Raw genomic sequence first — 24866 nt, 5'->3', positions numbered from 1 at the left:
GGAGCGCTTGCCCGGCCACCCTCGACCCCCGTTTCGTCGGTCTGACTCCACTCACACGTGGTCGCGGCGAAAACGGTTCAAACATTTTCTCCGCTGAACCGGATCGGATCGATACCCGTGTGGGTGGCGTACGCGCTCACATTCAGGGGGAATCATGAAGCGCAGCCGAATCGCACTAGCCGCAGTGGCCCTGACCAGCGCACTTGGCCTCACCGCGTGCGGGGGCACGGGGGTACGGACCGCGGTCAGCTACGTGGCCGCGGAGGATGACGCGCCCGCCGACCCCACCGCCGACCCGAGCGCGCCGCCCGCGCCGGCCGTCGAGACCGAGCAGCTCGCGGCCGAGGAGGCCCCCGACGCGCCGGCGCAGCCGATCCCCGAGCCGACGGTCGCGAAGACCCAGAAGTGGGTGAAGATCTTCAGCGGCGAGTCGGACAAGGACATCACGCCGCCGTCCAGCATCCGCAAGGGCAGCAAGACCGTCGAGCTGCAGACCGCCGAGAACGCGGTGATCGGCACCTACGTCGCCGACGGCGCCGGCCGCACGCTCTACCGCTTCGACGAGGACTCCGCGGATCCACCGAAGGCGACCTGCAACGGCGACTGCGCCAAGGCCTGGCCGCCGCTCCTGATCAAGTCGCCCGGCAAGATCTTCCCCAAGGGCATCAACCCCAAGATCATCGGGTACGTCGAGCGCGCCGACGGCACCTGCCAGGTCACGATCAACGGCTGGCCGGTCTACTTCTTCGCCAAGGACGCCAAGCCCGGCGACATCCTGGGCCAAGGCGTCGGCGGCACCTGGTTCGCGATCAACCCGAAGGGCGGAAAGACCGGGAACCTGCCCGAGTCCGCCGGCGGCACGGGCGGCAGCGACGACGCCCCGGCCGACGAGGCACCCGCCGACGAGGCCCCGGCCGGCAACGGCTACTGACAGACCCGCCCGGCGTTCAAGCAGCGCACAATCTCGCGCATCAGGGCACTCGGCATCAGATTGACGAGGAACGCGTGATCGGTGAGCGGACTGTGCCGCTGCCCCTCGAACGAGTCGATCCGGTACCGGGTGCCCTTCGCGATGTCGTACGCGGCGACGATCCGCAGCCGGGGCACCGCGAAGGTCGAGATCGGACAGCCACCGCCCGGCGCCGGGAACACCAGGTGCCGGCGGTGGTCGCTGCTGTCGGCCCGGCGGCCGTCCCAGCAGCTGGGGAAGTCGAAGACCCGCAGCACCCGCTCGGCGTCCGGGCAGATCACGTACCGCGCCGACCACCGGTCCGGGCTACCGGAACAGCTCCAGACCGGTGCGGCCCGGGCGCCGCCGTTGGTGAAGGCGTACGCGTCGCCGACGGCACCGCGGAGCAGCCGCGGCATCTCCACCACCGGACCGCGCGCGTTGCCGTAGTACGTCAGGGTGAGCGAGACGGGCACCTGCACCGCGCCCCCGTGCGGCCCGTCGCCGGCGCGGGCGGTGCGCAGCACCGGCCAGTAGTAGCTGGACTCGTCGCCGTTTCCGCAGGTGGTGCCGCCTCCGGCCAGCGACCTGACGGTAGAGCCGACGTCGACGGACAGGTTCCCGATGTAGTCGTGCACGTGGTGCGCCGGCCCGGCCCGGCCGGGCGTCACGACGACGTTGGCGGTGTTGCGATGCCCGACCTCGTTGCGCCCGCAGTCCCAGGTGTACGAGCCCGCGCCGACGTCGGCCGACCGGGTCGCGGCGACGTCCTCGATGCGGACGTAGTCGGGCCCGAGCGAGTCGCGGCGTGCCAGTCCGGCGCCGAGGGCCAGGCCGGCGAGCAGGACCTCGACCGCGAGGGCCAGCGAGGCGGCCCTGCGCCGACCCGACCCGACGTAAGCCATAAGTAACCATACGCACTCAGGGCATTGCACTGTGTATCTCAACTGGACAACAGTGCAGGCTGGTTGGCCGTGCACATTTACTTGCGTGGTAAACGGCCGATACTTGGGTCATGGCGGACTGGATCTCGGCGCACGACCGGCTACCGGTGCCGGTCACCGCGTTCGGCCCGCTGCACCTGCTGGTCCAGCGGGTACACGGGATGGCGGAGGACGGCCGGCCACAGCAGGCGATCGCGGCGGCCGACGCGTACCTGGTCATCGCCCGCGCCGTCGGCGACCTCAGGTCGGTCCGCTTCCTCACCCAGTCCAAGATGTACGCCCTGCTCGCGATGGGCCGGATCGGCGAGGCCACGATCCTCGGCGAGGAGCTCCTGCACACCGCGGGAACCCTGCTGAACGAGGCCAAGACCCTCTGCGACCTGGCCCAGCTGCACCTGCTGCGCGGGCACTACGTGGACTGCATGCGCAACCTCGCCCGGGCCGGGGTCATGCTGAGCTCGGGCCCGGCCGGCGGTGACCGGTACCGCTCGGCGATGTGCTCGTTCGCCGAGGCCGCGACCGCCGCGGAGATGTACGAGATCGCCGCGACCGCCTACGACCAGCTGTCCGAGGTCGCCGCGCCGAACCGCACGGCGTCGTCGTTCGACCTGGTACACGCGGTGACGCTGCTCTACTGGGGACTGCGCCTGGCGCACGTCGGCCGGACCGAGGAGGCACGCAGCCGGCTGCGCCGCAGCGCGGAGATCACCGGCCGCCGGCTGGATCAGCGGCCGGACGCCAACGCCACGGCCGCGCACGCGCTGGCGCTGGCCAAGCTCGGCGAGACCACGGTGGCGGAGAAGCTCGCCCGGGAGGCGATCATGCCGCTCCGCCGCGGCGAGACCTACCAGTACGCCCGGATGGCGCACCTGGCGCTGGGCATCAGCCTGCGCGCGCACGGGTTGCCGCACGAGTCGCGCCGCGAGTTCATCGCCGCCCGCGAGCTGAGCGAGCACGGCTGCCGCCCGGACGAGCGGCCGATCATCCGCTTCGAGCTCGCGCTGACGGCACTCGAACTCGACGACGGCCAGCCCAGCCGGGACCTGTTCGAGACGGTCGAGGGGCAGGTGCGCGAGCTGTGGCGGCTGCGGCTGCAGCGACTGGCGATGCTGCGCCAGGCGGCACAGCGCGAGGAGATCGAGGCGGCACACGCCCGGGCCGAGCGCGAGGTACTGCTGGACCCGCTGACCGGCCTGGGCAATCGCCGCAAGTTCGACCTGCTGATCGGCGAGGTGGACCGCCGCGCTGACCGCGGGCCGCTGACCCTGCTCCTGATCGACCTGGACCACTTCAAGGCGGTGAACGACGCGCACTCGCACAGCGCGGGCGACCGCGCCCTGCGCGCGGTGGCGGCGATACTGCGGGCACACTGCCGCGCGGGCGACGAGGCGGTCCGCTACGCGGGCGACGAGTTCGTGATCTTCCTCCGCGGCGACCGGGCGGCGGGGCGCGACGTGGCCGAGCGCATCCGCTCCGCGGTCGCGGTGGCGAACGTCCTGCCGGAGGCCCGGCTGACGGTGAGCGTCGGGGTGGCCGCCTGGTCGCCCGGCATGACCGGCGACGCCCTGTTCCGGGCCGCCGACGGCCGCCTGTACGCGGCCAAGTGGAGCGGCCGCAACACCACCGCGGCCTGACCGCTCAGCCCGGGAAGACCACGCCCGAACTACCGCTGTACGGGTGCCGCGTGCCGTCGCGCAGGTAGCCGGTGTTCGGTGCGTCCAGCCACACGACGTACGGCGTGCCCTTCTTGAGCCCGGTGATCGTGGCGGTGACCTTGCAGCTGGTGGCGGGCGGGACGCTCTGCCAGGTGTAGTCCGGCTGGTTGCCGCCGATCAGCGGCTGCTTGACGGCGGTGATCCGGTAATCGGACGCGTACTGCCGCGGCCAGCTCACGGTCAGGCGGCCGGGCCCGGGCACCACCTCGAGCGGGATCAGCGCCTGGCCCTCCCGGACCATCCGGTAGTCCTTGGGGCACTGCGTGTCGACCGGCAGGAACGACACGGGCGGCAGCGCGGGCGGCCGCGTTCCGGTGAACGACGGCTTCGGGCTCGGCGTCGCGCTGCCCTCGGCGACGACCATCCAGGTCTCGCCGGGCGTCGGCGTCGCGGACACCGCCTGCGTACCGGCCGAGCCCAGGCCGAGCAGGCCGCACCCGCCGAGCGCGATCGGCAGTGACAGCAGCGGGAGCAGGGCCTTCTTGTACCGCATGCACCCACCTTCGGCCCGGATCGGGCGCGCCTTAGGTGTCTGACAGATGGCGCGCCAGCCATTGACTGTTAAGAATATGTGTACTTTATTAACAGATACCGAGTGCATCCCCGGCACGGAGGTATCCCCCATGCGCACGAAATGGATCGCGGCCGCCACGGTCGCCGCCACCGCACTGCTCCAGGCCCAGGCCGCGGCGCCGGCCCGCGCGGCCACCGTCTGCAACCGGTACTGCGACGGCCGCGACCCCGCCCTCTCCCCCGGCGACCGCGTCGCGACCAGCAGCATCCTGTACGGCCGCTCGTTCAAGGTCCACGTCAACGACACCGACGCGATGATCTGGGCGACCGTCGAGAACGGCCAACCCGGCGACGAGGTGTGGCTGGACCGCTCCTTCGACGGCGGCCGCACCTGGCAGGGCGACAGCCGGATCGGCTTCTCGACCGTTCCCGCCGGCGCCGGCGGGTGGCGCACCGGCATGTTCAACGTCGACGACTGGGGCACCCGCGGCGTCGGCGTGCTGCGCGCCTGCGGCAAGGCCGGCGACCGCCCCGAGCTCACCTGCACCGGCTGGGCGCGGAGCACCTGGAACGCCTGGGACCGGCGCACCGCCGCGGCCACCGCCCTGATGATGCGCTTCGACCGGGGCACAGCCCTGTTCGACACCAACGGCTGGTGGACCGGGGCCAACGCGCTCACCGCCCTGATCGACAACAGCCGGATCAGCGGCATGCACAGCTACGACTACGCGATCGCCGCGACCTACGACAAGCAGATCAACGCGCGGCAGGGGCAGTTCCGCAACGAGTACCTCGACGACACCGGCTGGTGGGGGCTGGCCTGGGTGGCCGCGTACGACCGGACCGGCGACAGCCGCTACCTGAACACCGCCCGGGCCGACGCGGACCACATGTTCGGCTACTGGGACACCCGCTGCGGTGGCGGCGTCTACTGGCGCACCGACCGGACCGTCAAGAACGCCATCTCGAACAGCCTCTACATCCAGCTCAACGCGGCCCTGTCCCAGCGGATCGCCGGCGACGCCGTCTACCGCGGGCGCGCCCAGGCCGGCTGGGCCTGGTTCCAGACCACCGGGATGATCAACAGCTCGAACCTGGTCAACGACGGCGTCAACCTCAGCACCTGCCGCAACAACGGCGACGTCACCTGGACCTACAACCAGGGCGTGCTGATCAACGCGCTGGTCCAGCTCAACCGGCTGACCGGGGACGCGGACGCGCTGGCCGTCGCCCGCCGGGTCGGCGACGCGGCCACCACGAGCACCTACCTCAACAGCGGCGGCATCCTGCGCGAACCCAACGAGCCCGACCAGTGCGCCGGGGACGGCGTCTCGTTCAAGGGCGCGTTCGTCCGCGGGCTCGGCGTGCTCAACGCCGCGGTCGGCCGCCCGTACGACGCCTACCTGCGGCGCCAGGCCGATTCCGCGTACGCCAGGGACCGGACCGGCTTCGACGCGTACGGCAGCCACTGGGCCGGCCCGTACGTCAGCACGAACCACTCCTGCCAGCACAGCGCGCTGGATCTGCTGAACGCGGCGCCTTAGCCGCGCAGGGCGGCCAGGACGGCGACGCCGAGCTTCTCCAGGTAGTCGTCGTCGATGGGGGTCCGGGCGACCGCGAGCCGCCAGTACAGCGGCCCGAGCATCAGGTCGACGGCCAGGTCGGTGTCGGTGCCCGCGGGCAGTTCGCCGCGGGCGACGGCCTGGCCGACGATCTTCTCGCCGACGGCCTGCTGGTGGGTGCGCAGCGCACCCTGCAGCGTCTCGGCGATCTTCGGGTTGCGGGCCGCCTCGGCCATCAGGTCGGGGATGATCTGCGACGCGATGCGGTGCCCGAGCGCCTTGCTGACGATGAACATCAGCAGTTGCAGATCGCCCGCGAAGCTTCCGGTGTCGGGCATCGGTACGCTACGCTCCGCTACCGCGGAGACGATCTCGAGAACCATCTCGAGCTTGTTGCTCCATCGGCGGTAGATTGCCGTCTTGCCGACACCCGCGCGGCGGGCGACCGCCTCGATGGAGAGCCGCCCGTAGCCGACCTCGGCCAGCTCGTTCATGACGGCATTCCGAATGGCCGCGGTGATGTCCCCGCGGAGCACCGCCGCTCCGGCGGGTGCACGTTTCGCTGTTGCCACGGTCTCACTATACGCCAGGACGCAACGGTTGCGTTCCGGCGCTTGGTCGGATAGTTTCGGGCCAGCGTCGATACGTTCCCGTTCCATCGCGCACACTTGTACCTGTGTCCCCGGACGATTCAGCCAGGCCCTCGGCCCCCACCGGATCAACCAGATCGGAGCGCCACCCCATGCCCCCTACGGCGGTCGCCGATTCCGACACCGGCCTCACGCTCAAGGAGCTGGCCCACAGGCACGGCCTTGGCGCCGCCGGCAAGCTGCCAGGCCTGCCCGACTACTCACGGCAGCTCTGGTCATACCGGCACTTCATCGCGTCGTACGCGAACGCCAAGGTCTCCTCGACCCTGGGCCGCACCAAGCTCGGCGCCATCTGGCAGGTACTGACGCCGCTGATCAACGCGGCCGTCTACTACGTGATCTTCGGTGTGCTCCTGGACACCCAGCGAGGCGTCGACAACTTCGTCGCGTACCTCTGCATCGGTGTCTTCATGTTCGGGTTCACCCAGTCCGTGGTGCAGGCCGGCATCCAGTCGATCAGCTCCAACATGGGCCTGATCCGGGCGCTGCACTTCCCCCGGGCGAGCCTTCCGCTGGCCATCACCATGGTCGAGATTCGCAACATGGTGGCCTCGATGGCCGTGCTCCTGGTCATCGTGCTGGGCTTCGGCGAGCCGATCACCTGGGAGTGGCTGCTGATCGTCCCGGCCTTCCTGCTTCAGTCGATCTTCAACGCGGGCCTGGCCATGTTTACGGCCCGGCTGGGCTCCAAGGTCGCCGACTTCAAGCAGCTGGTGCCGTTCCTCATGCGGATCTGGCTGTACGGCTCGGCCGTGCTCTACCCGGTGCAGCAGTTCACCGATCACCTGAGCGGCTGGAAGCTGGCCCTGGTCCAGGCGAACCCGCTGCTGATCTTCATCGAGCTCATGCGGCACGCGCTGATGGAGGACGTCACGCTGGCGGCCCCGGCCCCGGTGCTCTGGCTCCAGGCGATCGGCTGGACCGTGCTGGTCGGACTCGGCGGCTACATCTACTTCTGGCGCGGAGAGAAGGGTTACGGCCGTGGCTGACGACTCCGGCACCGACCGGCGCGAACCGACGGTCATCGTCGACGACGCACACGTGGTCTACCGGGTGCACCAGGCCGCGACGGCCGGCACCGGCAGCCCGCTGGCGAGCTTCAAGCGGATCGTCACCGGCACCAAGCCGGCCACGCTGCGCGAGGTGCACGCGATCAAGGGCGTCAGCTTCGTCGCGTACAAGGGCGAGGCCATCGGCCTGATCGGCACCAACGGCTCCGGCAAGTCGACCCTGCTGCGCGCGATCGCCGGGCTGCTCCCGGTCGAGCGCGGCGCGATCTACGCGGCCGGGCAGCCGTCGCTGCTCGGCGTCAACGCGGCCCTGATGAACGACCTGCCCGGCGAGCGCAACGTCGTGCTCGGCTGCCTGGCGATGGGCATGTCACCGGCGGACGTGAAGTCCCAGGTGAAGGACATCATCGAGTTCTCCGGGATCAACGAGCGCGGCGACTTCAGCTCGCTGCCGATGCGCACCTACTCGTCTGGCATGTCGGCGCGGCTGCGGTTCTCGATCGCGGCGGCGAAGAAGCACGACGTGCTGCTGATCGACGAGGCGCTGGCCACCGGTGACGCGAAGTTCCGCCGGCGCAGCGAGCAGCGGGTCCGCGACCTGCGGGCCGAGGCCGGCACGGTCTTCCTGGTCAGCCACAGCGAGCAGTCGATCCGGGACACCTGCGAGCGCAGCATCTGGCTCGAGTCGGGGCTGATCCGGGCGGACGGCCCGACCGAGGACGTGCTGAAGGAGTACGAGGCCTACGTCAAGCGGTAGGCCCCGCACCCCTGCGGCCGGCTAGCGCATCGAGAGATGCACGTGGTTGGTGTGATCGCTCGAGGGGTCGCCGTTGCCCCTCGAGTACGCCTTCCAGCCGCTGCTGGGCAGCCAGATCCGCTTGAACCAGATCACGTAGAGCACGCCCAGCCCGCTGGCGTTGTCGATGAAGTAGTCCGCCAGCCGGTTGCCGTACGTCCTGCTGCTGCCCGTGGCGACGCCGCCGAAGCCGTTCTTGTCGGCGGCGTAGTCGCAGGCCCGGCCCTTCGGATGCTCGCCGCTGTTCTGCTGGCGGAAGCAGGCGACGAAGCGGGTGAAGCCGTCCTTCTTCGCCTCCTTCATCGCGTGCAGGGTGCGCGCCGTGATGCAGCCGGAGGTGGTCGGGTCGTTGACGCTGCAGGACTGGTTCGGCAGCGACCCGTCGGAGTTGCGCGGCGCGGCCGCGGCCCGCAGGTTGCTGCCGCCGCCGCTACTGCTCCCGCCGCTGCTGCTCCCGCCGCTGGATTCGGCGCCGCCGGACGACTCGTCGACGCCGTTCGCCGCGTTGGCCGCCTTGAGAGCGCCCTCCGCCTGCGCCTTGCGCTTGGCCATGATCTCGACCTGGCGCTGCTGATCGCGGATCTCGGCGTCGATCGCGGTCTTCGCCCGCTGCTGCCGGACCCTGGCGTCCTTGAGATCACGCACCGCGCGGTCCTGCTTGACGGCGACCGTCTCGAGGATCTCCGCGCGGTCCAGCATGCTGCCGGTGGAGTCGGCGCTGAGCAGGGCGGTCATCGGCCCGAGGCGCCCGACCCGGTACGACTGCTGGACTATGTCGTCCAGCGCCGCCTGCCGGGGGCCGAGCTCGGTGTCGATCTCCTTGAGCTTGGCGATCAACTGCTGCTGGCGCGCCTTGGAGCGGGCCAGGGCCTCCTTGGCCTCGACGAAGCCCTTGGACGCCGCCTCGAGCTGCTGGATCAGGGACTTGGAGCCACCCTCGCCGTCGTCGCCAGAGTCGCCCGGCGCGGCTAGCGGCCGGGGCACGGCGGAGGCGGGGGACGGGGCGGCCAGCGCCAGCCCCGAGGTGGCGACGAGCGCCGTCAGCACGGCCGCTAATCGTCGGCGGGCAGGTTTGAGCCTCAAGTGCTTTCCTTCCGTCGGCCGCCGACCGGGTTAGCTGACGGGTTCGGGACGGAAGCGATCCCTACCGGTCCGTGCCTGTGACGCGGACCCGATTCACCCCATTACTCGGTTGGTTCCCCGGCTCGTCTTGCGACGATTAGGCGGCGGTCTCCGCGGAGACCGTGACGAACACTACCCATCGATGCTAAGAATCGACAGGTGTCGCACTTAGGGCAACAATGCCGCCACTCGGGGTAATTTTTCCGCGAGAACAATGCAGTGACTCACACCGATGGCCGACCCGTCGTTAACGACCAGCGTCATTACATCGAAATGTAACGGAAAGTCGTTGCGGGGTAACGCTTTTATGGCCGTCGTGGACACTGGCAGACGGCCCGTTGTCGGGTAAGCTGGCCGCCGGTTACTGCCAAGGAAGGCACCGCCCCCAAGGTGCCGGCAGTCCACCGCCTAATCGCCGCGAGGCGAACCGGGGAACCACACGCAGTAGTGGGGTGAATCCACTTAACCGTGGTAGGGATTGCTTCCGTCCCGAACCCGTCAGCTAACCCGGTCGGCGGCCACGCGGAAGGATTCTGAATGACGGCAAGACCCCGCCGGTGGCTGGTACTCGCCCTGGCACCGCTCGTCGCGGTCACGATGCTTCTCGTGCCCGCCGCTCCGGCAAGCGCCGACCCGGACGACAAGAAGAAGACGACGACCGCCGACGACGGCGACGACGACCCACTCCTCAACGAAGTGCTCGACTCCACCGGACGCCGGTTCGTAGCGGCGAAGTCCGCGGTCAAGAAGTCGACCAAGACGCAGCTCGGCCTGGCGCTGCGGGTCAAGGAAGCCGAGGCCCGCCGGGACGCCATGCTTCCCGAGGTCGGCGCCGTCGCGGCACAGCAGTACCGCACCGGTGGCATCTCCACCATGGGCTTCCTGCTGAACACGGACGGCCCGGAGGGCTTCCTCAAGAAGGCGGTCTCCCTCGAGGAGATCAGCGCACTCAACGACGGCAAGCTGCACGCGCTCTACCAGGCCATCGACGCCGTCAACACGGCCAAGGCCCGCCTCGACCAGGAGGTCAAGGCCCAGCAGCAGAACCTCGCCGCGATGACCAAGCAGAAGCAGGCGGCGGAGAAGGCCCTGGCCAAGGTCGGCGGCAACACCGTGACCGGCGGTTTCGTGCTCGCCAATTCGCCGGTGGCCGCCGCGGCGCCGCGTAACTCCGACGGCGAGTTCAGCCCCGAGTCGTGCAGCGTGAACGACCCGACGACCAGCGGCTGCATCACCCCGCGGACCTTCCACATGTACAAGGAAGTAAAGAAGGCGAACTTCAAGCGGTTCGTCGGCTGCCACCGTAACGGCGGCCCGTTCGAGCACCCGAAGGGCCGGGCCTGCGACTGGTCGCTGCAGAAGAGCGGCTTCTCGCCCTGGCACAACCAGGACACCCGGGAGTACGGCAACAACCTGATGGCGTTCCTGGTGCGCAACGCCGACAAGCTAGGCATTCTGTACGTCATCTGGAACAGGCAGATCTGGTTCCCGGCGACGGGCTGGAAGTCATACTCCGGACCGAGCGATCACACGGACCACGTGCACGTGTCGATGCTCTGATCCCCGCGCGGAAGAAAGCCCCCGTCCTTTCGGACGGGGGCTTTCTCTTCTGCCGAGGCCGTCGGTCAGTTGCTGCCGCCGGTGGCCCGCCGGACCGGGGCACGACCGAACGGCTGGTTCGGCTGCGGGCCGGTCGGCGGCGCCGGCGGGATGGTCAGCACGACCGGCTTCACCTGGGTGATGGTGACCTCCTTGCCGTGGTGCAGGAGGTCCAGCCGGGCCGAGCCGCCGCCGTTGCGCAGCGAGTAGGTGACCTCATCGGCCGTCACCGCCACCCGCAGCCGCAGGCCGCGCCAGAGCAGCGAGAACTCCAGCGCGTTGATCCGGCTCGGCAGGCGCGGCGCGAACGACAGCTGCCCGCCCGAGTCCCGCATGCCGCCCAGTCCCGCCACCAGTGCGATCCAGGAGCCGGCGAGCGACGCCACGTGCACGCCGTCGCGGGCGTTCTGGTGCAGGTCGTGCAGGTCCATCAGGGCGGCCTCGCCCAGGTAGTCGTGTGCCAGCTCGAGGTGGCCCACCTCCGCGGCCATGACGGCCTGGATGCACGCCGACAGCGACGAGTCCCGCACGGTACGCGAGTCGTAGTAGGCGAAGTTGCGGGCCTTCTCCTCCGGCGTGAAGGCGTCACCCCGCACGTACATCGCCATGACCAGGTCGGCCTGCTTGACCACCTGCTTGCGGTACAGGTCGAAGTACGGGTAGTTCAGCAGCAGCGGGTACGCCTCCGGCGGGGTGTTCTCGAAGTCCCACTCCTGCAGCCGGGTGAAGCCCTCCGACTGCTGGTGCACCCCGAGCTCCCGGTCGTACGGGATGTGCACGGACGCCGCCGCGTCCCGCCAGGAGGCCGACTCCTCGCCGTCGACGCCCAGCCTGCGGGCCAGGTCGGGATGGCGCTTCACCGCGTCCGCCGCGGCGAACAGGTTCTGCTGCGCCATCAGGTTGGTGTAGATGTTGTCGTTGACCACGGCCGTGTACTCGTCCGGGCCGGTGACGCCGTCGATGTGGAAGCGACCGTGCCGGTCGTGGTGGCCCAGCGAACGCCACAGCCGGGCGGTCTCCACCAGCAGCTCGAGGCCGACCTCGCGCTCGAAGTCGAAGTCCCCGGTCGCCGAGACGTAGCGGCGCACGGCGTCGGCGATGTCCGCGCCGATGTGGAAGCCGGCCGTACCGGCCGGCCAGTACGCCGAGCACTCCTGCCCGCGGATGGTGCGCCACGGGAAGGCCGCGCCCTGCAGGCCGAGGGTCTGCGCGCGCTCCCGGGCGAGATCCAGCGTGGAGTGCCGCCAGCGCAGCACGTCCGCGGCCGCGGACGGCTGGGTGTAGGTCAGGGCCGGCAGCACGAACGTCTCGGCGTCCCAGAACGTGTGGCCGTCGTAGCCCGGGCCGGTGAGGCCCTTGGAGCCGATCGGCCGCTGCTCGGCGCGGGCGCCGGACTGCAGCATGTGGAAGAGGCCGAAGCGCACCGCCTGCTGCACCTCCGGGTCGCCCTCGACCTTGACGTCGGAGTGGTCCCAGAACGCGTCGAGGTAGTCGCGCTGCGCCTCGACCAGGCCCTCCCAGCCGTCCAGCCGGGCGCTGGCGAGGGCGGCGCCGACCTGGTCGCGCACCGCGGGCAGCGAGCGGTTGCTCGACCAGCCGTACGCGGCCAGCTTGACGACCCGCAGCTTCTGCCCCGGCTCGAGCTTGCAGGCCACCGTGGTGCGCAGCCAGTCCGGGTGCCCCTCGGTGGTGACGGCGTGCTTGCCCGGCGCCTCGACCAGGTGCTCCATCGCCGCGGCCATCCGCAGGTCGCTGGCCTTGGTCCGGTGCACGAGCAGGCCGCCGGTGCGCTGCTCCAGCAGCTCCTCGGCCTGCAGCGGGTGGTCCAGCACCGCGGCGACGCGGGGGTCCTTGCTGGTCGGCGGGAGCTGCTCGTTCGCCACCAGCTCGGACTGCAGGATCAGCCGGGCGGGCGAGTCGACCGCCTCGACCTCGTAGAGGAACGCGACGACGGCCCGCTGGGTGAACGACACCAGCCGCACCGTGCGCACCCGGATCGCCTGGCCGGAGGGGGATACCCACTCCACGATCCGCTCGAGCGTGCCCGCGCGCAGGTCAAGGGTGCGCTCGTGTGAGCGCAGCTCGCCGTACCGCACGTCGAACGGCTCGTCGTCGACGAGGAGCCGCATCAGCTTGGCGTTGGTGACGTTGACCATCGTCTGGCCCGACTCGGGGAACCCGTAGCCCGCCTCGGCGTACGGCAGCGGCCGCAGCTCGTAGAACGAGTTCAGATAGGTGCCGGGCAGGCCGTGCGGCTCGCCCTCATCCAGGTTCCCGCGGATGCCGATGTGGCCGTTGGACAGGGCGAAGACGGACTCGGACTGAGCCATCAGGTCCAGGTCCAGGCGGGTCTCCCGGATATGCCAGGGATCGACGGGGTAGGCCCGTTCACGGATCACGGTGGTGCCTTTCGCACTGAAAGGAGAACAGTCTGTGGGGGTTACTTCAGGAGTTCGGCGAGGTCCTGCACGACGATGTCGGCGCCGTGCTCGCGCAGCGCGTCGGCCTGGCCGACCCGGTCGACGCCGATCACGATGCCGAAACCGCCGGCCTTGCCCGCGGCCACGCCGGCCAGGGCGTCCTCGAACACCGCGCAGTTCGCCGGGTCAACGCCGAGCAGCTTGGCGCCGTACAGGAAGGTGTCCGGTGCCGGCTTGCCCGGCAGGTTCTCCGCGCGGGCGGTGACGCCGTCGACGCGAACCTCGAGCAGGTCCGCGATGCCGGCCGCCTTCAGCACGTCCGCGCAGTTGGCGCTGGCCGAGACGACGGCGCGGCGCAGGCCCGCGTCCCGGACGGCGTGCAGGTAGTCCACCGATCCGGCGTACACCTGTACCGCGCCTTCCGCGATCTTCTGCAGGACGAGCTCGTTCTTGCGGTTGCCGATGCCGTTGACGGTCTCCTCGTCGGGACCGTCGTCGGGCGTGCCTTCGGGCAGGGTGATGCCCCGCGAGGCTAGGAAGGTGCGAACCCCGTCGGCGCGCGGCCGGCCGTCGACGTACTTGTGGTAGTCGGCGCCGGAGTCGAACGGCACGAACGGCTGCTCATGCCGCTCCGACCACGCCTGGAGGAACGCGTCGAAGGTCTGTTTCCATGCCGCGTTGTGCACCAGCGCGGTCTGCGTGAGCACACCGTCGAGGTCGAAAAGGCAGGCCGTCACTTGGGGAGGTAGTCCGAGCACTGGACCAATGTAGTCGCACAGAGTGGCCAACACCGCTCCATGTGCGTGACGATATTTCCACGGCGTTTCATGCCGTGTTCAATCGCCGGCCTAGGCGCCGTTGACCAGGTCAGACAGGGTGATACGCCTGGGCAGGTCTATGCGCAGTCCGATAGTAGTCCCAATCGGACCGGTGGCCATCGTTACCTCGTCGCACAATTGGTGCGCCAGCCAGATGCCCCGGCCACCCACCTCGAATGCCTCCGGCGCCTCCGGCGGATGCCGGAGCCGCTCCGGTATCCCCGGCCCGGAGTCGGTCACCGTGCACCACAACGACCCCGCGGTGCCCCACAGCACGATCCGGCCGTGACCGCCGGCGTGCAGCACGGCATTGGTGATGATCTCGTTGATCGCCAGCACGAAGCCGTGCAGTCGATCGCCGAGCGCTCCCCGATCGAGCCGCGCCGTGACCTCGTGGCGCACCACGGTGATCTCGTCGCGGCCGAACGTGCGGTCCAGCAGGGTGAGACCCAGGCCGGATCGATCGGGATCTTTACGCACCGGCGCACCGTCCGGCGACTCCCTGCCCGGAGCCGGACGCAGCACATCGTGGTCGACAGTTTCCTCCACCGCCGAGCAGCCTACGCTCTGTACCGCCTCCGTGGCAGCCGAGAGATCCCGGGAACTTCAGAAGAGGTTGCCGGCGTCAGCGCCAGCCGACGTCGATGCGATCGCCGCGATCGTCGAAGAAGTGCAGGGCGTCCATCCGTACGCTGATCGCGAGCGGATGCCCCGGCGACACCGCCGGGTACGGCGCCAGCCGCACGGCCAGCTCGGCCGGGCGGCGCTGGTGCCGGCCGGGGTCGGTGAGCACCGAGGTCTTCTCCGGGTCGTCGCGCTCGAGGACCGCCTTGCCACCGCGGCCGGCGAGCCGCTGCAGCGCTCCCCCGATCCGCCGGAAGGCGCCGGAATCGGCGACGGAGTCGGCGGTCATCCCGGCGATCTCGTCGACCACGATGGCGGTCGCGCCGATGTCCAGGAAGGCGAGGGACTCGTGGCCGTGGTGCTCGAGGTGACGGATGCGCCCGTGCAGCACGTCGCCCGGGGTGTCCGGGGAGACCGGCGCCAGCGCCTCGGCCCGCATGCCGACCACGATGCGCTCGCCGTGGTAGTGCGCGATCACCCGCGACCGGATGTCGTTCCAGGGCAGGTAGAGCGCCTGCTCGCCGAGGTGGAGCGCGATGTATCGATCGAGGTGCACGTACACCGAGGCCTCGAGCAGGTTCATCCGGGGCGCGCCGAGGAACGCGGCGACGTAGAGGGTGGCCGGCCTGCCGTACACCTCGGTCGGGGTGCCGATGTCCTGGAGCACACCCTTGCGCATGATCGCCACCCGGTCGGCCATGGTCAGCGCCTCGGCCTGGTCGTGGGTGACGTACATGGTGGTGACGCCGAGTTCGCGGGTGAGCCCGGTGATCTCCGAACGCAGCTCGGCGCGCAGGCCGCTGTCGAGGTTCGACAGGGGCTCATCCATCAGGAACAGCCCCGGGCGGCGCACGATGGCCCGGCCCATCGCGACCCGCTGACGCTGACCGCCGGAGAGCTGCCCGGGCCGCCGGCCGAGCACGTCGCCGATGCCGAGCGCGCTCGCCACGTCGCCGATCCGCTCGCCGCGCGGCAGGGGCTCGACGCCGGAGAGCTTCAGCGGGAAGCCGATGTTCTCGCCGACCGTCATGTGCGGATAAAGGGCGAAGTCCTGGAAGACCATGGCGATCCGGCGATCGCGCGGCGCCAGGTCCATAACCGGTTCGCCGTTGAGCAGAATCGCGCCGGAGGTGGGGTCCTCCAGCCCGGCGATCATGCGCAAAATGGTCGACTTGCCGCACCCGGAGGGACCGAGCAGGACCAGGAACTCACCGTCCTGGACGTCGAGACTGACCCGGTCGACCGCGACGCTGCCGTGCGGCCACACCTTGGTGACGTCCTTGAGCGCGACGGTGGACACCGCCAACCTCCTGCGTTTGAGCTGCGACGATGGCTTAGCGTGACTACACGCATCAATGTCTGCCATCGGGTGAAAAGGCCATTTGCCCACAGTCACCGGCCGATTACCCATTTACCGACGTCACAAGATCAACTAACTGCACAGTCTATGCAGGTGGAGACCCGAACGGGCATTCGCGGGCCGCGAGCGGGCCCGGATTCGCAGTCGCGAAGAATTACGGCGCGGTCTCACCCAGCAGCACCCGGCGAACCACCCGCTCGGCGGCCCGGCCGTCGTCGAGGTAGCAGAACCGCTCCCGGAAGCGGGCCCGCCGGCCGGTTGCCTCGCCGCTCGCGTACCCGCCGTCGGCGAAGACGGCGACCAGCTCCGCGAAGGTCGTCGCGACGGCTCCCGGCGGCTGTTCCATCAGGTCGAAGTAGGTGCCGCGCAGCTCCCGGTACGCCTCCCAGTCGGGCGCGAAGATCACCAGCGGCCGGTCCAGCACGGCGAAGTCGAACATCGCCGACGAGTAGTCGGTGACCATCACGTCGGCGGCCAGATAGAGGTCCTCGACCACCGGGTACCCCGACACGTCCACGATCCGCCCCCGCCGCGACCGGGTCACCTCGTTTGGCGCGACGTGGAAGTAGTGCGCGCGGACCAGCAGCACGCTCCCCGGCCCCAGCGCCTCGGCGAACGCCTCCACGTCCAGCACCCGCTCGCCCAGGCGCAGCCACTCGCGGTGCGTCGGCGTGTAGAGGACCACCCTTTCGGACGGTGCGATGCCGAGCCTCGCCCGCACCTCCGCCGTGTCGGCCGGGGACGCGGTCGCCAGCCGGTCGTTGCGCGGATAGCCGACCTCGAGCGTCTCGTACCGGCAGGGGTAGGCCCGCTCCCAGGCGACCGTGGTGTGCGTGTTCGCCGAGATGCTGAAGTCCCAGCGGTCCGCGCGGCGCATCTGCGCGCGGAAGTCCGAGTCCTTGACCGCGGCCGGGTGGTCCACCTGGTCGAGGCCCATCATCTTCAGCGGCGTGCCGTGGTGGGTCATCAGATGCGTCGCGCCGGGCCGCTTGACCACCCAATTCGGCCAGTTCACGTTGTTGACCAGCCAGCGGGCGCGGGCCAGCGCCCGGTAGTACCGCAGCGAACCGGCGACCACGTAGTCGGTTCCCGGCGGGACGGAACCGGCGCGGGCCCGGCCGACGACCCAGACGTTGCGCACGTCCGGGGCCAGCTCGGCGGCCTTGCGCGAGATCGCCGCCGGGTTGCAGGTCACCCCGCGGTACCAGTACGCGGCGTACAGCGCGAGCCGGTCGTCCACCGGCAGGTGCAGGTGGAGCCGGTAGTAGCCGCGGTAGGCGGCCTGCCGCGCCCGCTTGGCGAACCCGCGCGCCTTCCGCAGCGGCACCCGCCGCCGCCGGTTCAGCGCCTTGACCGCGTTGACGACCCGGTTCAGCGCCCGGAACGGCAGGAAGGATCCCCGCTCGACGAGCCGCAGCCGCAGGCCCGCGGCCCCCGGTGGGAAGCGATAGCCCTGTGCCGGCCGGTACCGGTGGAAGTCCGCGGCGATCCGGTCGAAGAAGGCCCGGCGTGACTCCGGAGGTATCCGCTCGGGATTGCGCAGCACGATCACGTAGTGCCACATCATCCGCTGGAAGAGCGCCAGCCGCAGCTGCTCGGGCTGCTCCGCGTACTCCTCCACCAGCTCGAGCGCGCGCTCCCAGTGCGTGAAGATGTCGAAGTGCCGGTCACCGACCGTACGCGTGATCGCCCCGGTCCTGCGCTGCCGGTAGTGCACGCAGGTGCGGCCCAGCGCGCTGATCCGGCCGGCCGCCGCCAGGACCGGGAACGTGTAGGAGACGTCCTCGTACCAGCCCGACTCGAAGCGGAAGCCGAGTTTGATCAGCAGGTCCCGGCGCACGATCTTGTTCCAGGCCACGTGCAGCACGTCGAGCAGCGTCGGCCACTGCACGAGCGTGAACGTCCGCGGCGCGGTGGCGAGCAGCGCGCCGGCGCCGGCGACCCGAACCCGGCCGTCCCAGTACACCCGGTCGAAGCCGACGACCAGCACGTCCGCGTCGGTGTCGGCGAGCCGGCCGGCGACCGCGGAGAGCGCGCCCTGCGCCAGCCAGTCGTCGCTGTCGACGAACCAGACGTAGTCGCCGACCGCCTGATCGAGGCCGGCGTTGCGCGCCCCGCCCAGCCCCGCGTTCGTCTCCAGCGAGACGACCCGGACCCGTGGGTCACGCGCCGCGTACTCGGCGAGGATGGCGCCGCTGCCGTCCGGTGAGCAGTCGTCGACGGCGACCACCTCGAAGTCCGTGAAGGCCTGCTCGAGCAGTGAGTCCAGGCACTGGCGCAGGTAACCCCGCACGTTGTACACCGGCAGCACCACACTGAGCAGGGGCACTACGAACCTCCGGATCTCCAGTCTCCGACCGCCCCCGCCAGGAAGGAAGCGCCCACCACGACGGCGAGCAGCGACTCACCAATCGTGGCGCCCCCGCCCAGCGCGCACAACACAAGCAGTGCGACCCGGCCGTCCCAGCCGAGCCATGCCCTCGCCGCGGTGGCGCCGGGTGCACCCTTCTCCATCCGGGCGGTCAGGTCGTAGTGGCGAAGTGCCAGGACGAACAACAACAGGTAAACAACCGGTGGTGGCACCGAGCCGAACAACCCGACCGCGACCACGACCAGGTACTCGGCCGCCCGCAGGCCGGCGGGAATCAGCCAGTCGAGCGGCCCGTCGTGCCGGGCGCGAGCGGGCAGCCCGGCGCCGAGCACCAGCGCCGCGGCCGCCACGAGCCAGAGTGCGGCGGCCTCGGCGGCCCGGACGAACTCCACCTGGAGCCCGCCGTCCACCCACCGGCCGACCACGGCGCCGGTCGGCACCCAGCCCGCCAGCAGGCCCACCACCAGCACCAGCGCGGCGAGCGCGGCCACCACCGTCGCGGCCAGCGGCGCACCTGCCCGGGCCGCGCTCAGGACGTTGCGGACCAGCAGGCCGTCGTCGCGGTGCCGCGAGGTGTCGACGGTGTCGAGCACCCCGACGCGCATCGAGAGTGAGCGCAGCGAGCGCAGCCCCAACGTGTACGCGGCGGCGAGCAGCCCCCAGATCACCACCGCCGCCAGGGCGATCCGGCCGTTGCCGAACGCCGCGAGCACGGCGATGAGCGCCCACCGCTCGCCGATCGGGAAGACCACGATCCGCTTCAGCCAGTACGCCGCCGAGCCGGTGTCCGCCTGCACCCGGTTGGACGCCCGGCTGAGCCGTGCACCCACCCCGCCACCGGCGTCGGCGTTGCCCGCGGTGCCGACGGACTGCCGGGCGGCGGCCTCGTCGTGCAGCGCCCCGTACCAGGTGTCGGTCATGTGCCGGACGGTCTGCAGCAGGATCGCGGTGATCGCCAGCGGCCAGGCGTAGGGCAGGCCGGCCCGCTCGGCGCCGGCGGCCAGGCCGGCGTAGACCGCGTACTCCTTGGCCCGGTCGGCCATCGTGTCGAGCCAGCCGCCGAACGCGGAGAAGCTGCGGGTGTAGCGGGCCAGCTGACCGTCCACGCAGTCGAGCACGAAGCCCAGGTAGAGCAGGATCCCGCCGGCGATCATCGCGGGCCGCGAGGCCTGCCAGAAGGCGAGCGCGGCCGCCACCGCGAACAGGACGGACAGCGCGGTCACGCCGCTCGGGCTCAGGCCGAGCCGGGCACACCCCTTGGTGACCAGCGGCGACCAGGTGCTGACGGCGTAGGTGGTGAAGAAGTCGTCCTTCTCCTTGACCGCGAGCCGCAGCAGCGCGGAGTCCTCGTCGACGGCGGCGACCGCGGCGCGGGCGGCGGTCAGCTCGGCGGGGGCGTGCACCCGCTCGGCGTGCAGCAGCCGCACCCGGGTGGCGATGGGCACGAGGCCGCCCTCGATCAGCTCCGGCAGCAGCAGGTCGACCGCGTCCCGCCGGACGACGCCGACCTGGCCCGGCGCGGCCGGCACGTGATCGGCGGCGCGGGCCGCGGCCGCGGCCAGGATCGGCAGGTCGGCCGGGGCGATGCTGATCGCGCCGAGGAAGCGGGTGGTGCCGTCCGCGGCCGCGACCAGCCGGCCGCGCTCCTCGCGCAGGTCGCCGCCGTCCTCCGGGATCACCAGGGCGGTGCTGCGGCCGGCCGGCTCGGTGGCCAGGGTCCAGAGCAGGCTCGGGTGGGCGACGAGATTGTCGGCGCACAGCAGCAACGGTTCCGCCGCGTCCGCGGCGATCCTGGCGATCTCGCGCAGCTGCACCGCGACGTCGAGTCCCTCCACCGGCACGACCGCGGTGGCCCCGGCCGCGGCCAGGGCCGCGGTGAGCTCGTCGGCGAGCCGACGGGCCGCACCCGGGTCGAGGTCGTTGCCGGTGCTTCCGCACAGCACGGCGAGCGTCACCGAGACATCCCTCCCACACGCCGCCCATGGCGACGGCGTGTCCGGGGCGGGATCGCCCCGATGCTAACAGTGGTTTCACACGGGGTACGGGTAGCCCTTACGGGAACGCGAGGGCGCTTCTCCGCCTCGGGACCGAGGGCGGCCCGGCGCGGCGCCCATACCGTTGAACGTGGTTGCGACGCACGGTCGCAGCCGCCACAGAATGGAGTGGTTGACGTGACCCGCCGACTGTCCCGGCCCCGCGACGACCGATGGATCGCCGGCGTGTGTTCCGGCCTGGCACGCCGGTTCGGCCTGTCCTCCGGCGTCGTGCGACTGATCTTCGTCCTGTCCTGCCTGCTGCCCGGCCCGCAGTTCCTGATCTACCTGATCCTCTGGATCATGATGCCCAACGAGTGACACACGGCGCGGCGCCCCGGCCTGACGGGCCGGGGCGCCTTGTCGCTGCGGTCAGGGGCTGGCGAAGGTGACGGTCACCGAGGTGTAGCCCAGGCTCTTGAGCAGGCCCTCCAGCATCTTGGTGGTGTTGTCCCGGGCACGCTGGTCCAGCCCGCTGGCCCGGGCCGCCTCCGTGATGCGCTGCTGCGCCAGCTGATAGACCCGCTGCTGCTGGCCGGGATCGCTGCGGAACGCGTCCCCGATGCGGTTGAGCAGGCCGCGCTCCTCGGCGACGACGTAGCTGCGCTCCATGTCGAGGGCGGCCTGGCCCTGCTGCGGCGGGGGCAGCTCGATCGTGACCGACTTGTCGTTGTTGTCAACCTTGACCGCGCCATCGGCGAGCGCGCCGAAGTCGACATACTCCTCGACCGTGCCGGAGCCGACGAAGAGCGTGCGCTTGTTGAGCAGGAAGTCCGGGATGTTCTCCTTGTTCTCCTGCAGGTCGACGATGACCTGGAAGGTGCCGTCGGCCGCCACGTAGCGGCTCAGGTCGCGCATCGACTGCAGCAGCACCGGCTGGCTGCGGTCGGTGGTCTTGTCGGAGAACGGGTTGTCGAAGCCGGGCAGGACGTTGACCGCGCGCAGGCCGAGGCACATCGCCACGATCAGCGCGAAGACCACGCCGGTGAAGATCAGAACGCGGGCGAATCCGCCCATGCCGGTCCGGGGCTGTGGTTCCGGCGTGGGCTGGTCCTCGACCTCGGGATACTCCCGGGTGGGTTCGTCGATCTCGCTCGGTTTGGCCATCGGGGCTCACCCCCTCCTTCTACCGTCCACGGTACGGAAGGGGTGCGACAACCGCAGCGCGGTCAGCCGCCGAAGGCGTTGAGCCCGGTCAATCCCTGGCCAATCACCAGCTGATGAATCTCCGAGGTTCCCTCGTACGTGAGCACACTTTCGAGGTTGTTGGCGTGCCGGAGCACCGGGTACTCGCCGCTGATGCCGTTCGCGCCGAGGATCGTCCGGCACTCCCGGGCGATCTTGATGGCCTCGCGCACGTTGTTGAGCTTGCCGACGCTGACCTGCTCCGGGCGTAGCCCCGCCGAGTCCGCCCGGCGCCCGAGGTGCACCGCCAGCAGGTAGCCCTTCTGCAGCTCCAGCGCCATGTCCGCGAGCTTGGCCTGGGTCAGCTGGAAGCCGGCGATCGGGCGGCCGAACTGCTCGCGGCTGGTCGCGTACGCGATGGCGGTGTCCAGGCAGTCGCGGGCCGCGCCGAGCGCGCCCCAGACGATGCCGAACCGGGCCTCGGTCAGGCACGAGAGCGGCGCGCGCAGGCCGCGCGCCTCGGGCAGCCGGGCCGATTCGGGCACCCGGACGTCGTCGAGGGTGATCTCGCCGGTCGCCGAGGCGCGCAGCGAGAGCTTGAGCCGCACCTCGCGGGCGGTGAAGCCCGCGGTCGCGGTCGGCACGGCGAAGCCGACCACGCCCTCCTCGGCGCGGGCCCAGATCACGGCGACGTCGGCGACCGGGGCGTTCGTGATCCACATCTTGCCGCCGTTGAGGATCCAGTCGTCTCCGTCGCGGCGGGCCCGGGTCGCCATGTTCCCGGGGTCGGAGCCGTGGTCGGGCTCGGTCAGCCCGAAGCAGCCGATCAGCTCGCCCGCGGCCATGCCGGGCAGCCAGCGCTGCTTCTGCTCCTCGCTGCCGTACTTCCAGATGGCGTACATCGCCAGGGAGCCCTGCACGGAGACCAACGAGCGCACGCCGGAGTCGGCGGCCTCCAGCTCGAGGCAGGCCAGCCCGTACGCGACAGCGGACGCGCCGGCGCAGCCGTAGCCGGTCAGGTGCATGCCGAGCAGCCCGAGCTTGCCGAACTCGAGGGCCAGCTCGCGGACGGGTACCTCGCCGCGCTCGTACCACTCGGCGATGTAAGGGCGTACCCGGTCGTCGACGACGCGGCGGGCCAGCGCGCGGACCTCGCGCTCCTCCTCGCTCAGCAGGTCGTCGAGGTCCAGCAGGTCAAGGGCAGAGACGGCGGCCATGCCAACGACCCTAGCTCCTAGTCGATGACCAGGACCCGGGCGTGGATCTGGTTGCGCTGTTGCAGCGCGGCGCGCAGCGCGCGGTGCAGCCCGTCCTCCAGGTAGAGGCCACCGTGCCACTCCACCACATGCGGGAAGAGGTCGCCGTAGAACGTCGAGTCCTCGGCGAGCAGCTTGTCCAGCGCGAGCTCGCGTTTGGTGGTGATCAGATCGGCGAGCCGGATGGGGCGCGGAGGGATCTCCGCCCACTTCTTGAGCGTCGTGTGATGGTCGGGGTACGGTGCTCCGTCTCGTACCGCCTTGAAGATCACTACGGCACGCTCCCCTCGGTCCTCACGCACGTCATGCCCGCCGGGCAGGCCGACTCGCCTGCCAGCCTAGCGAGCCGCCGGCCGGCAGCCGCCGTCAGATGTCACTCGCGCGGGGCCGCTCGGTCGCGGCCCATCGGCCATGATGCACCACCTCGTCTACCGGGCGATGCCCGCGGCGCAGTGATGGTGACCTCTTATCTGCGGCGGGATAGCCGACCGTGAGGACCCCGACCGGAGTGAATTCCTCCGGAACGCCGAAAGCCTCCCGGAATGCACCGACCCGCGCGGCCGGTACCCCGAAGAACAGCGAGCCCAGCTCCTCGTTCACCGCGGTCAGGTGGATGAGCAGGGCGGCGAAGCCGGTGTCGATGTCCCAGTAGGGCACCGGCCAGCGCTTCTCGTCCCGGTCGGTCCAGCCCTTGTCCGCCTGGGCGTACCGGTCCAGGTATGCCGACTTGTTGGAGAGCGCCACGATGATCAGCGGCGCGGTGCGCATCCGGTCCAGCCACGAGCCGGCGGCCGAGTCGTCCTGCTCGGCCGTCACCGACCAGTAGAGGTCCCGGTCGGCCTGGTCCCGCAGCACCAGGAAGCCCCAGCCCTGCGAGAAGCCCGCCGAGGGCGCGCGCAGGGCGTGCTTGATCAGCTTGTCCACGATCTCGGGCGGCACCGGCCGGTCCGGGTCGTAGGTGCGGATCATCCGGCGCCGCCGCAGAACCTCGTCGAACTCCATGATCAGTCGACCGCCGGCCGGACGCCCCAGGAGGCGCGCCAGGTCTGCCCCGGCTCCAGCACGATCAGGTCCCGGCCCGAACGGTACGCGTCCGGCGGGCACGTCATCGGCTCGATCGCCACCGACCGGCGGAACCGCTCGCCGTGCAGGGTGTCGCCCGTGAAGATCTGCCACCAGCGGAAGTTCTCGTCGCCCCAGACCGTCACGGACGGCCCGCCCGCCGGCGCGGCGATCCGCACCGCGGAGCCGCCGTCGGCCGCGTAGGTCAGGTCGCCGAACGTCGTGTCGAGCACGGCCTCGCCGATGCGCCGCGGCTCGGTGTAGTCGTAGTCGCTGCCGGCGACCTTGACCGCGCCGATGGGCAGCAGCCGGGCGTCGGTCAGCACCCGGAGGCGGCCGGGCACCTGCAGCAGGATGTCCTCCACCGCGACACCCGGCAGCCGCAGGTACGGGTGCACGGAGAAGCCCCACGGCGCGTTGCCGTCGCTGGTGTTGACGGCCTCCTGATCGGAGCGCAGCCCGTCCGCGGAGACGCTCCACCGCGTACGCAGCGTCAGCGACCAGGGGTAGCCCATCTGCGGCGGCAGGTCGAGCTCCACCGTCACCGCGTCGTCGGCCTGGTCGACCAGCCGCCAGCGGGCCCAGTTCGCCAGCCCGTGGATCGCGTTGTTCCGAGCCGGCTCGGTCAGCGCCAGCTGGTGCGCCGTTCCCTCGAATGTGTAGTGCCCGTCGCGGATCCGGTTGGGCCACGGCGCCAGGATCTGGCCGGCCGAGGCGGGCGAGATCTCGTCCGGCCCGAAGCCGTCCACGACCTCCCGCTCGCCGGCGGAATAGCCGCGCAGCACGCCGCCGACCTCCGCGATCACCGCACGGTGCCCATCGGCCTCGATGGTCCACTGCAAACCGGACTTCGCCGCCACGACGTCTATCACGCCACCGCCTCGCTCTGCTTCCCGGCGCCGCGGCGCTCGGGAATACCGTCGGTCATCCCCCTGAC

The 24866-nt window shown here is 70.7% G+C and carries 22 protein-coding genes and 2 riboswitches; of the genes, 7 read left to right on the top strand and 15 right to left on the bottom strand.

Features of this window, described 5'->3' with window-relative positions:
- The first annotated feature begins 154 nt into the window (after nt 1-154).
- On the top strand, nt 155-931 hold the full coding sequence (locus tag ACIBSW_RS26195) for a hypothetical protein (RefSeq protein WP_354718024.1): 777 nt from the start codon (nt 155-157) through the stop codon (nt 929-931).
- On the opposite strand, the gene ACIBSW_RS26190 is transcribed toward ACIBSW_RS26195, so the two are convergent.
- Entirely contained in the window at nt 925-1854 is a 930-nt protein-coding gene (locus tag ACIBSW_RS26190) for a DUF1996 domain-containing protein (protein WP_354718026.1), read from the bottom strand. The genes ACIBSW_RS26195 and ACIBSW_RS26190 overlap by 7 nt on opposite strands.
- Nucleotides 1855-1964: 110 nt before the next feature.
- Here ACIBSW_RS26190 and ACIBSW_RS26185 point away from each other — a divergent pair, with 110 nt between their 5' ends.
- Nucleotides 1965-3527, top strand: a complete 1563-nt coding sequence (locus tag ACIBSW_RS26185; protein ID WP_354718028.1) for a GGDEF domain-containing protein — start codon at nt 1965-1967, stop codon at nt 3525-3527.
- Nucleotides 3528-3531: 4 nt separating this feature from the next.
- Here the strand turns inward: ACIBSW_RS26185 and ACIBSW_RS26180 are convergent, their stop codons facing one another.
- A complete protein-coding gene (locus ACIBSW_RS26180; protein ID WP_354718030.1) occupies nt 3532-4101 on the bottom strand; it encodes a hypothetical protein in 570 nt (189 codons plus the stop codon).
- A 130-nt stretch (nt 4102-4231) separates the two neighbouring features.
- On the opposite strand from ACIBSW_RS26180, the gene ACIBSW_RS26175 reads away from it, so the two are divergent.
- Nucleotides 4232-5665, top strand: coding sequence for a glycoside hydrolase family 76 protein (locus ACIBSW_RS26175; RefSeq protein WP_354718032.1), 1434 nt, complete (start codon nt 4232-4234; stop codon nt 5663-5665).
- On the opposite strand, the gene ACIBSW_RS26170 is transcribed toward ACIBSW_RS26175, so the two are convergent.
- Nucleotides 5662-6255, bottom strand: coding sequence for a TetR/AcrR family transcriptional regulator (locus tag ACIBSW_RS26170; protein ID WP_354718034.1), 594 nt, complete (start codon nt 6253-6255; stop codon nt 5662-5664). The genes ACIBSW_RS26175 and ACIBSW_RS26170 overlap by 4 nt on opposite strands.
- A gap of 170 nt (nt 6256-6425) precedes the next feature.
- Between ACIBSW_RS26170 and ACIBSW_RS26165 the strand changes: the two genes are divergently transcribed.
- Nucleotides 6426-7322, top strand: coding sequence for an ABC transporter permease (locus tag ACIBSW_RS26165; protein ID WP_354718035.1), 897 nt, complete (start codon nt 6426-6428; stop codon nt 7320-7322).
- Complete coding sequence (locus ACIBSW_RS26160) at nt 7315-8100, top strand: ABC transporter ATP-binding protein (RefSeq protein WP_354718037.1); 786 nt, start codon at nt 7315-7317, stop codon at nt 8098-8100. The genes ACIBSW_RS26165 and ACIBSW_RS26160 overlap by 8 nt, the downstream gene beginning before the upstream one ends.
- Before the next feature lie 21 nt (nt 8101-8121).
- Here ACIBSW_RS26160 and ACIBSW_RS26155 read toward each other — a convergent pair whose 3' ends face one another.
- Nucleotides 8122-9186, bottom strand: coding sequence for a hypothetical protein (locus ACIBSW_RS26155; RefSeq protein ID WP_354718039.1), 1065 nt, complete (start codon nt 9184-9186; stop codon nt 8122-8124).
- A 39-nt stretch (nt 9187-9225) separates the two neighbouring features.
- Nucleotides 9226-9375: riboswitch (cyclic di-AMP (ydaO/yuaA leader) on the bottom strand.
- A gap of 281 nt (nt 9376-9656) precedes the next feature.
- Nucleotides 9657-9795, top strand: a riboswitch (cyclic di-AMP (ydaO/yuaA leader).
- A 3-nt stretch (nt 9796-9798) separates the two neighbouring features.
- On the opposite strand from ACIBSW_RS26155, the gene ACIBSW_RS26150 reads away from it, so the two are divergent.
- Complete coding sequence (locus ACIBSW_RS26150; protein WP_354718040.1) at nt 9799-10821, top strand: hypothetical protein; 1023 nt, start codon at nt 9799-9801, stop codon at nt 10819-10821.
- A 65-nt stretch (nt 10822-10886) separates the two neighbouring features.
- Here the strand turns inward: ACIBSW_RS26150 and ACIBSW_RS26145 are convergent, their stop codons facing one another.
- The 6 genes from ACIBSW_RS26145 to ACIBSW_RS26120 form a co-directional block, all read right to left on the bottom strand.
- Entirely contained in the window at nt 10887-13259 is a 2373-nt protein-coding gene (locus ACIBSW_RS26145) for a glycoside hydrolase family 65 protein (RefSeq protein WP_354718042.1), read from the bottom strand.
- A 41-nt stretch (nt 13260-13300) separates the two neighbouring features.
- Nucleotides 13301-14038: a beta-phosphoglucomutase family hydrolase gene (locus ACIBSW_RS26140; protein WP_354718043.1), complete on the bottom strand. Its 738-nt coding sequence runs from the start codon at nt 14036-14038 to the stop codon at nt 13301-13303.
- 90 nt (nt 14039-14128) lie between these two features.
- Entirely contained in the window at nt 14129-14578 is a 450-nt protein-coding gene (locus ACIBSW_RS26135) for an ATP-binding protein (protein WP_354718045.1), read from the bottom strand.
- Between the two features lie 145 nt (nt 14579-14723).
- Nucleotides 14724-16022: an ATP-binding cassette domain-containing protein gene (locus ACIBSW_RS26130; RefSeq protein WP_354718047.1), complete on the bottom strand. Its 1299-nt coding sequence runs from the start codon at nt 16020-16022 to the stop codon at nt 14724-14726.
- Nucleotides 16023-16236: 214 nt separating this feature from the next.
- Nucleotides 16237-18411, bottom strand: a complete 2175-nt coding sequence (locus ACIBSW_RS26125) for a bifunctional glycosyltransferase family 2 protein/CDP-glycerol:glycerophosphate glycerophosphotransferase (RefSeq protein ID WP_354718049.1) — start codon at nt 18409-18411, stop codon at nt 16237-16239.
- Entirely contained in the window at nt 18411-20408 is a 1998-nt protein-coding gene (locus tag ACIBSW_RS26120; protein WP_354718051.1) for a CDP-alcohol phosphatidyltransferase family protein, read from the bottom strand. Before ACIBSW_RS26120 ends, ACIBSW_RS26125 begins: the two co-directional genes overlap by 1 nt.
- 216 nt (nt 20409-20624) lie before the next feature.
- Here ACIBSW_RS26120 and ACIBSW_RS26115 point away from each other — a divergent pair, with 216 nt between their 5' ends.
- Nucleotides 20625-20807: a PspC domain-containing protein gene (locus ACIBSW_RS26115; protein WP_203709662.1), complete on the top strand. Its 183-nt coding sequence runs from the start codon at nt 20625-20627 to the stop codon at nt 20805-20807.
- A gap of 51 nt (nt 20808-20858) precedes the next feature.
- Here ACIBSW_RS26115 and ACIBSW_RS26110 read toward each other — a convergent pair whose 3' ends face one another.
- The 5 genes from ACIBSW_RS26110 to ACIBSW_RS26090 all read right to left on the bottom strand — a co-directional run bounded on the left by ACIBSW_RS26110 (nt 20859) and on the right by ACIBSW_RS26090 (nt 24801).
- The gene (locus ACIBSW_RS26110; RefSeq protein ID WP_354718053.1) at nt 20859-21593 is read right to left on the bottom strand and encodes a DUF4230 domain-containing protein; all 735 of its coding nucleotides are present in this window, start codon (nt 21591-21593) and stop codon (nt 20859-20861) included.
- Between the two features lie 62 nt (nt 21594-21655).
- Complete coding sequence (locus tag ACIBSW_RS26105) at nt 21656-22828, bottom strand: acyl-CoA dehydrogenase family protein (protein WP_354718055.1); 1173 nt, start codon at nt 22826-22828, stop codon at nt 21656-21658.
- A gap of 17 nt (nt 22829-22845) precedes the next feature.
- The gene (locus tag ACIBSW_RS26100) at nt 22846-23139 is read right to left on the bottom strand and encodes a type II toxin-antitoxin system VapB family antitoxin (protein ID WP_184997962.1); all 294 of its coding nucleotides are present in this window, start codon (nt 23137-23139) and stop codon (nt 22846-22848) included.
- A 94-nt stretch (nt 23140-23233) separates the two neighbouring features.
- Nucleotides 23234-23869: a nitroreductase family protein gene (locus tag ACIBSW_RS26095; RefSeq protein WP_354718057.1), complete on the bottom strand. Its 636-nt coding sequence runs from the start codon at nt 23867-23869 to the stop codon at nt 23234-23236.
- A 2-nt stretch (nt 23870-23871) separates the two neighbouring features.
- Complete coding sequence (locus ACIBSW_RS26090) at nt 23872-24801, bottom strand: aldose 1-epimerase family protein (protein WP_354718059.1); 930 nt, start codon at nt 24799-24801, stop codon at nt 23872-23874.
- Nucleotides 24802-24866: the final 65 nt, after the last annotated feature.

The sequence above is a fragment of the Actinoplanes sp. NPDC049668 genome (genome assembly GCF_044465445.1).
Taxonomy (GTDB): Bacteria; Actinomycetota; Actinomycetes; order Mycobacteriales; family Micromonosporaceae; genus Actinoplanes.
This window is presented reverse-complemented; position numbering and strand designations above follow the sequence as displayed.

Coding starts and splice junctions, on each gene's coding strand:
- ACIBSW_RS26185 (WP_354718028.1), top strand. CDS start 1,965: ATGGCGGACTGGATCTCGGCGCACGACCGGCTACCGGTGCCGGTCACC.
- ACIBSW_RS26150 (WP_354718040.1), top strand. CDS start 9,799: ATGACGGCAAGACCCCGCCGGTGGCTGGTACTCGCCCTGGCACCGCTC.
- ACIBSW_RS26190 (WP_354718026.1), bottom strand. CDS start 1,854: ATGGCTTACGTCGGGTCGGGTCGGCGCAGGGCCGCCTCGCTGGCCCTC.
- ACIBSW_RS26105 (WP_354718055.1), bottom strand. CDS start 22,828: ATGGCCGCCGTCTCTGCCCTTGACCTGCTGGACCTCGACGACCTGCTG.
- ACIBSW_RS26095 (WP_354718057.1), bottom strand. CDS start 23,869: ATGGAGTTCGACGAGGTTCTGCGGCGGCGCCGGATGATCCGCACCTAC.
- ACIBSW_RS26195 (WP_354718024.1), top strand. CDS start 155: ATGAAGCGCAGCCGAATCGCACTAGCCGCAGTGGCCCTGACCAGCGCA.
- ACIBSW_RS26165 (WP_354718035.1), top strand. CDS start 6,426: ATGCCCCCTACGGCGGTCGCCGATTCCGACACCGGCCTCACGCTCAAG.
- ACIBSW_RS26110 (WP_354718053.1), bottom strand. CDS start 21,593: ATGGCCAAACCGAGCGAGATCGACGAACCCACCCGGGAGTATCCCGAG.
- ACIBSW_RS26180 (WP_354718030.1), bottom strand. CDS start 4,101: ATGCGGTACAAGAAGGCCCTGCTCCCGCTGCTGTCACTGCCGATCGCG.
- ACIBSW_RS26175 (WP_354718032.1), top strand. CDS start 4,232: ATGCGCACGAAATGGATCGCGGCCGCCACGGTCGCCGCCACCGCACTG.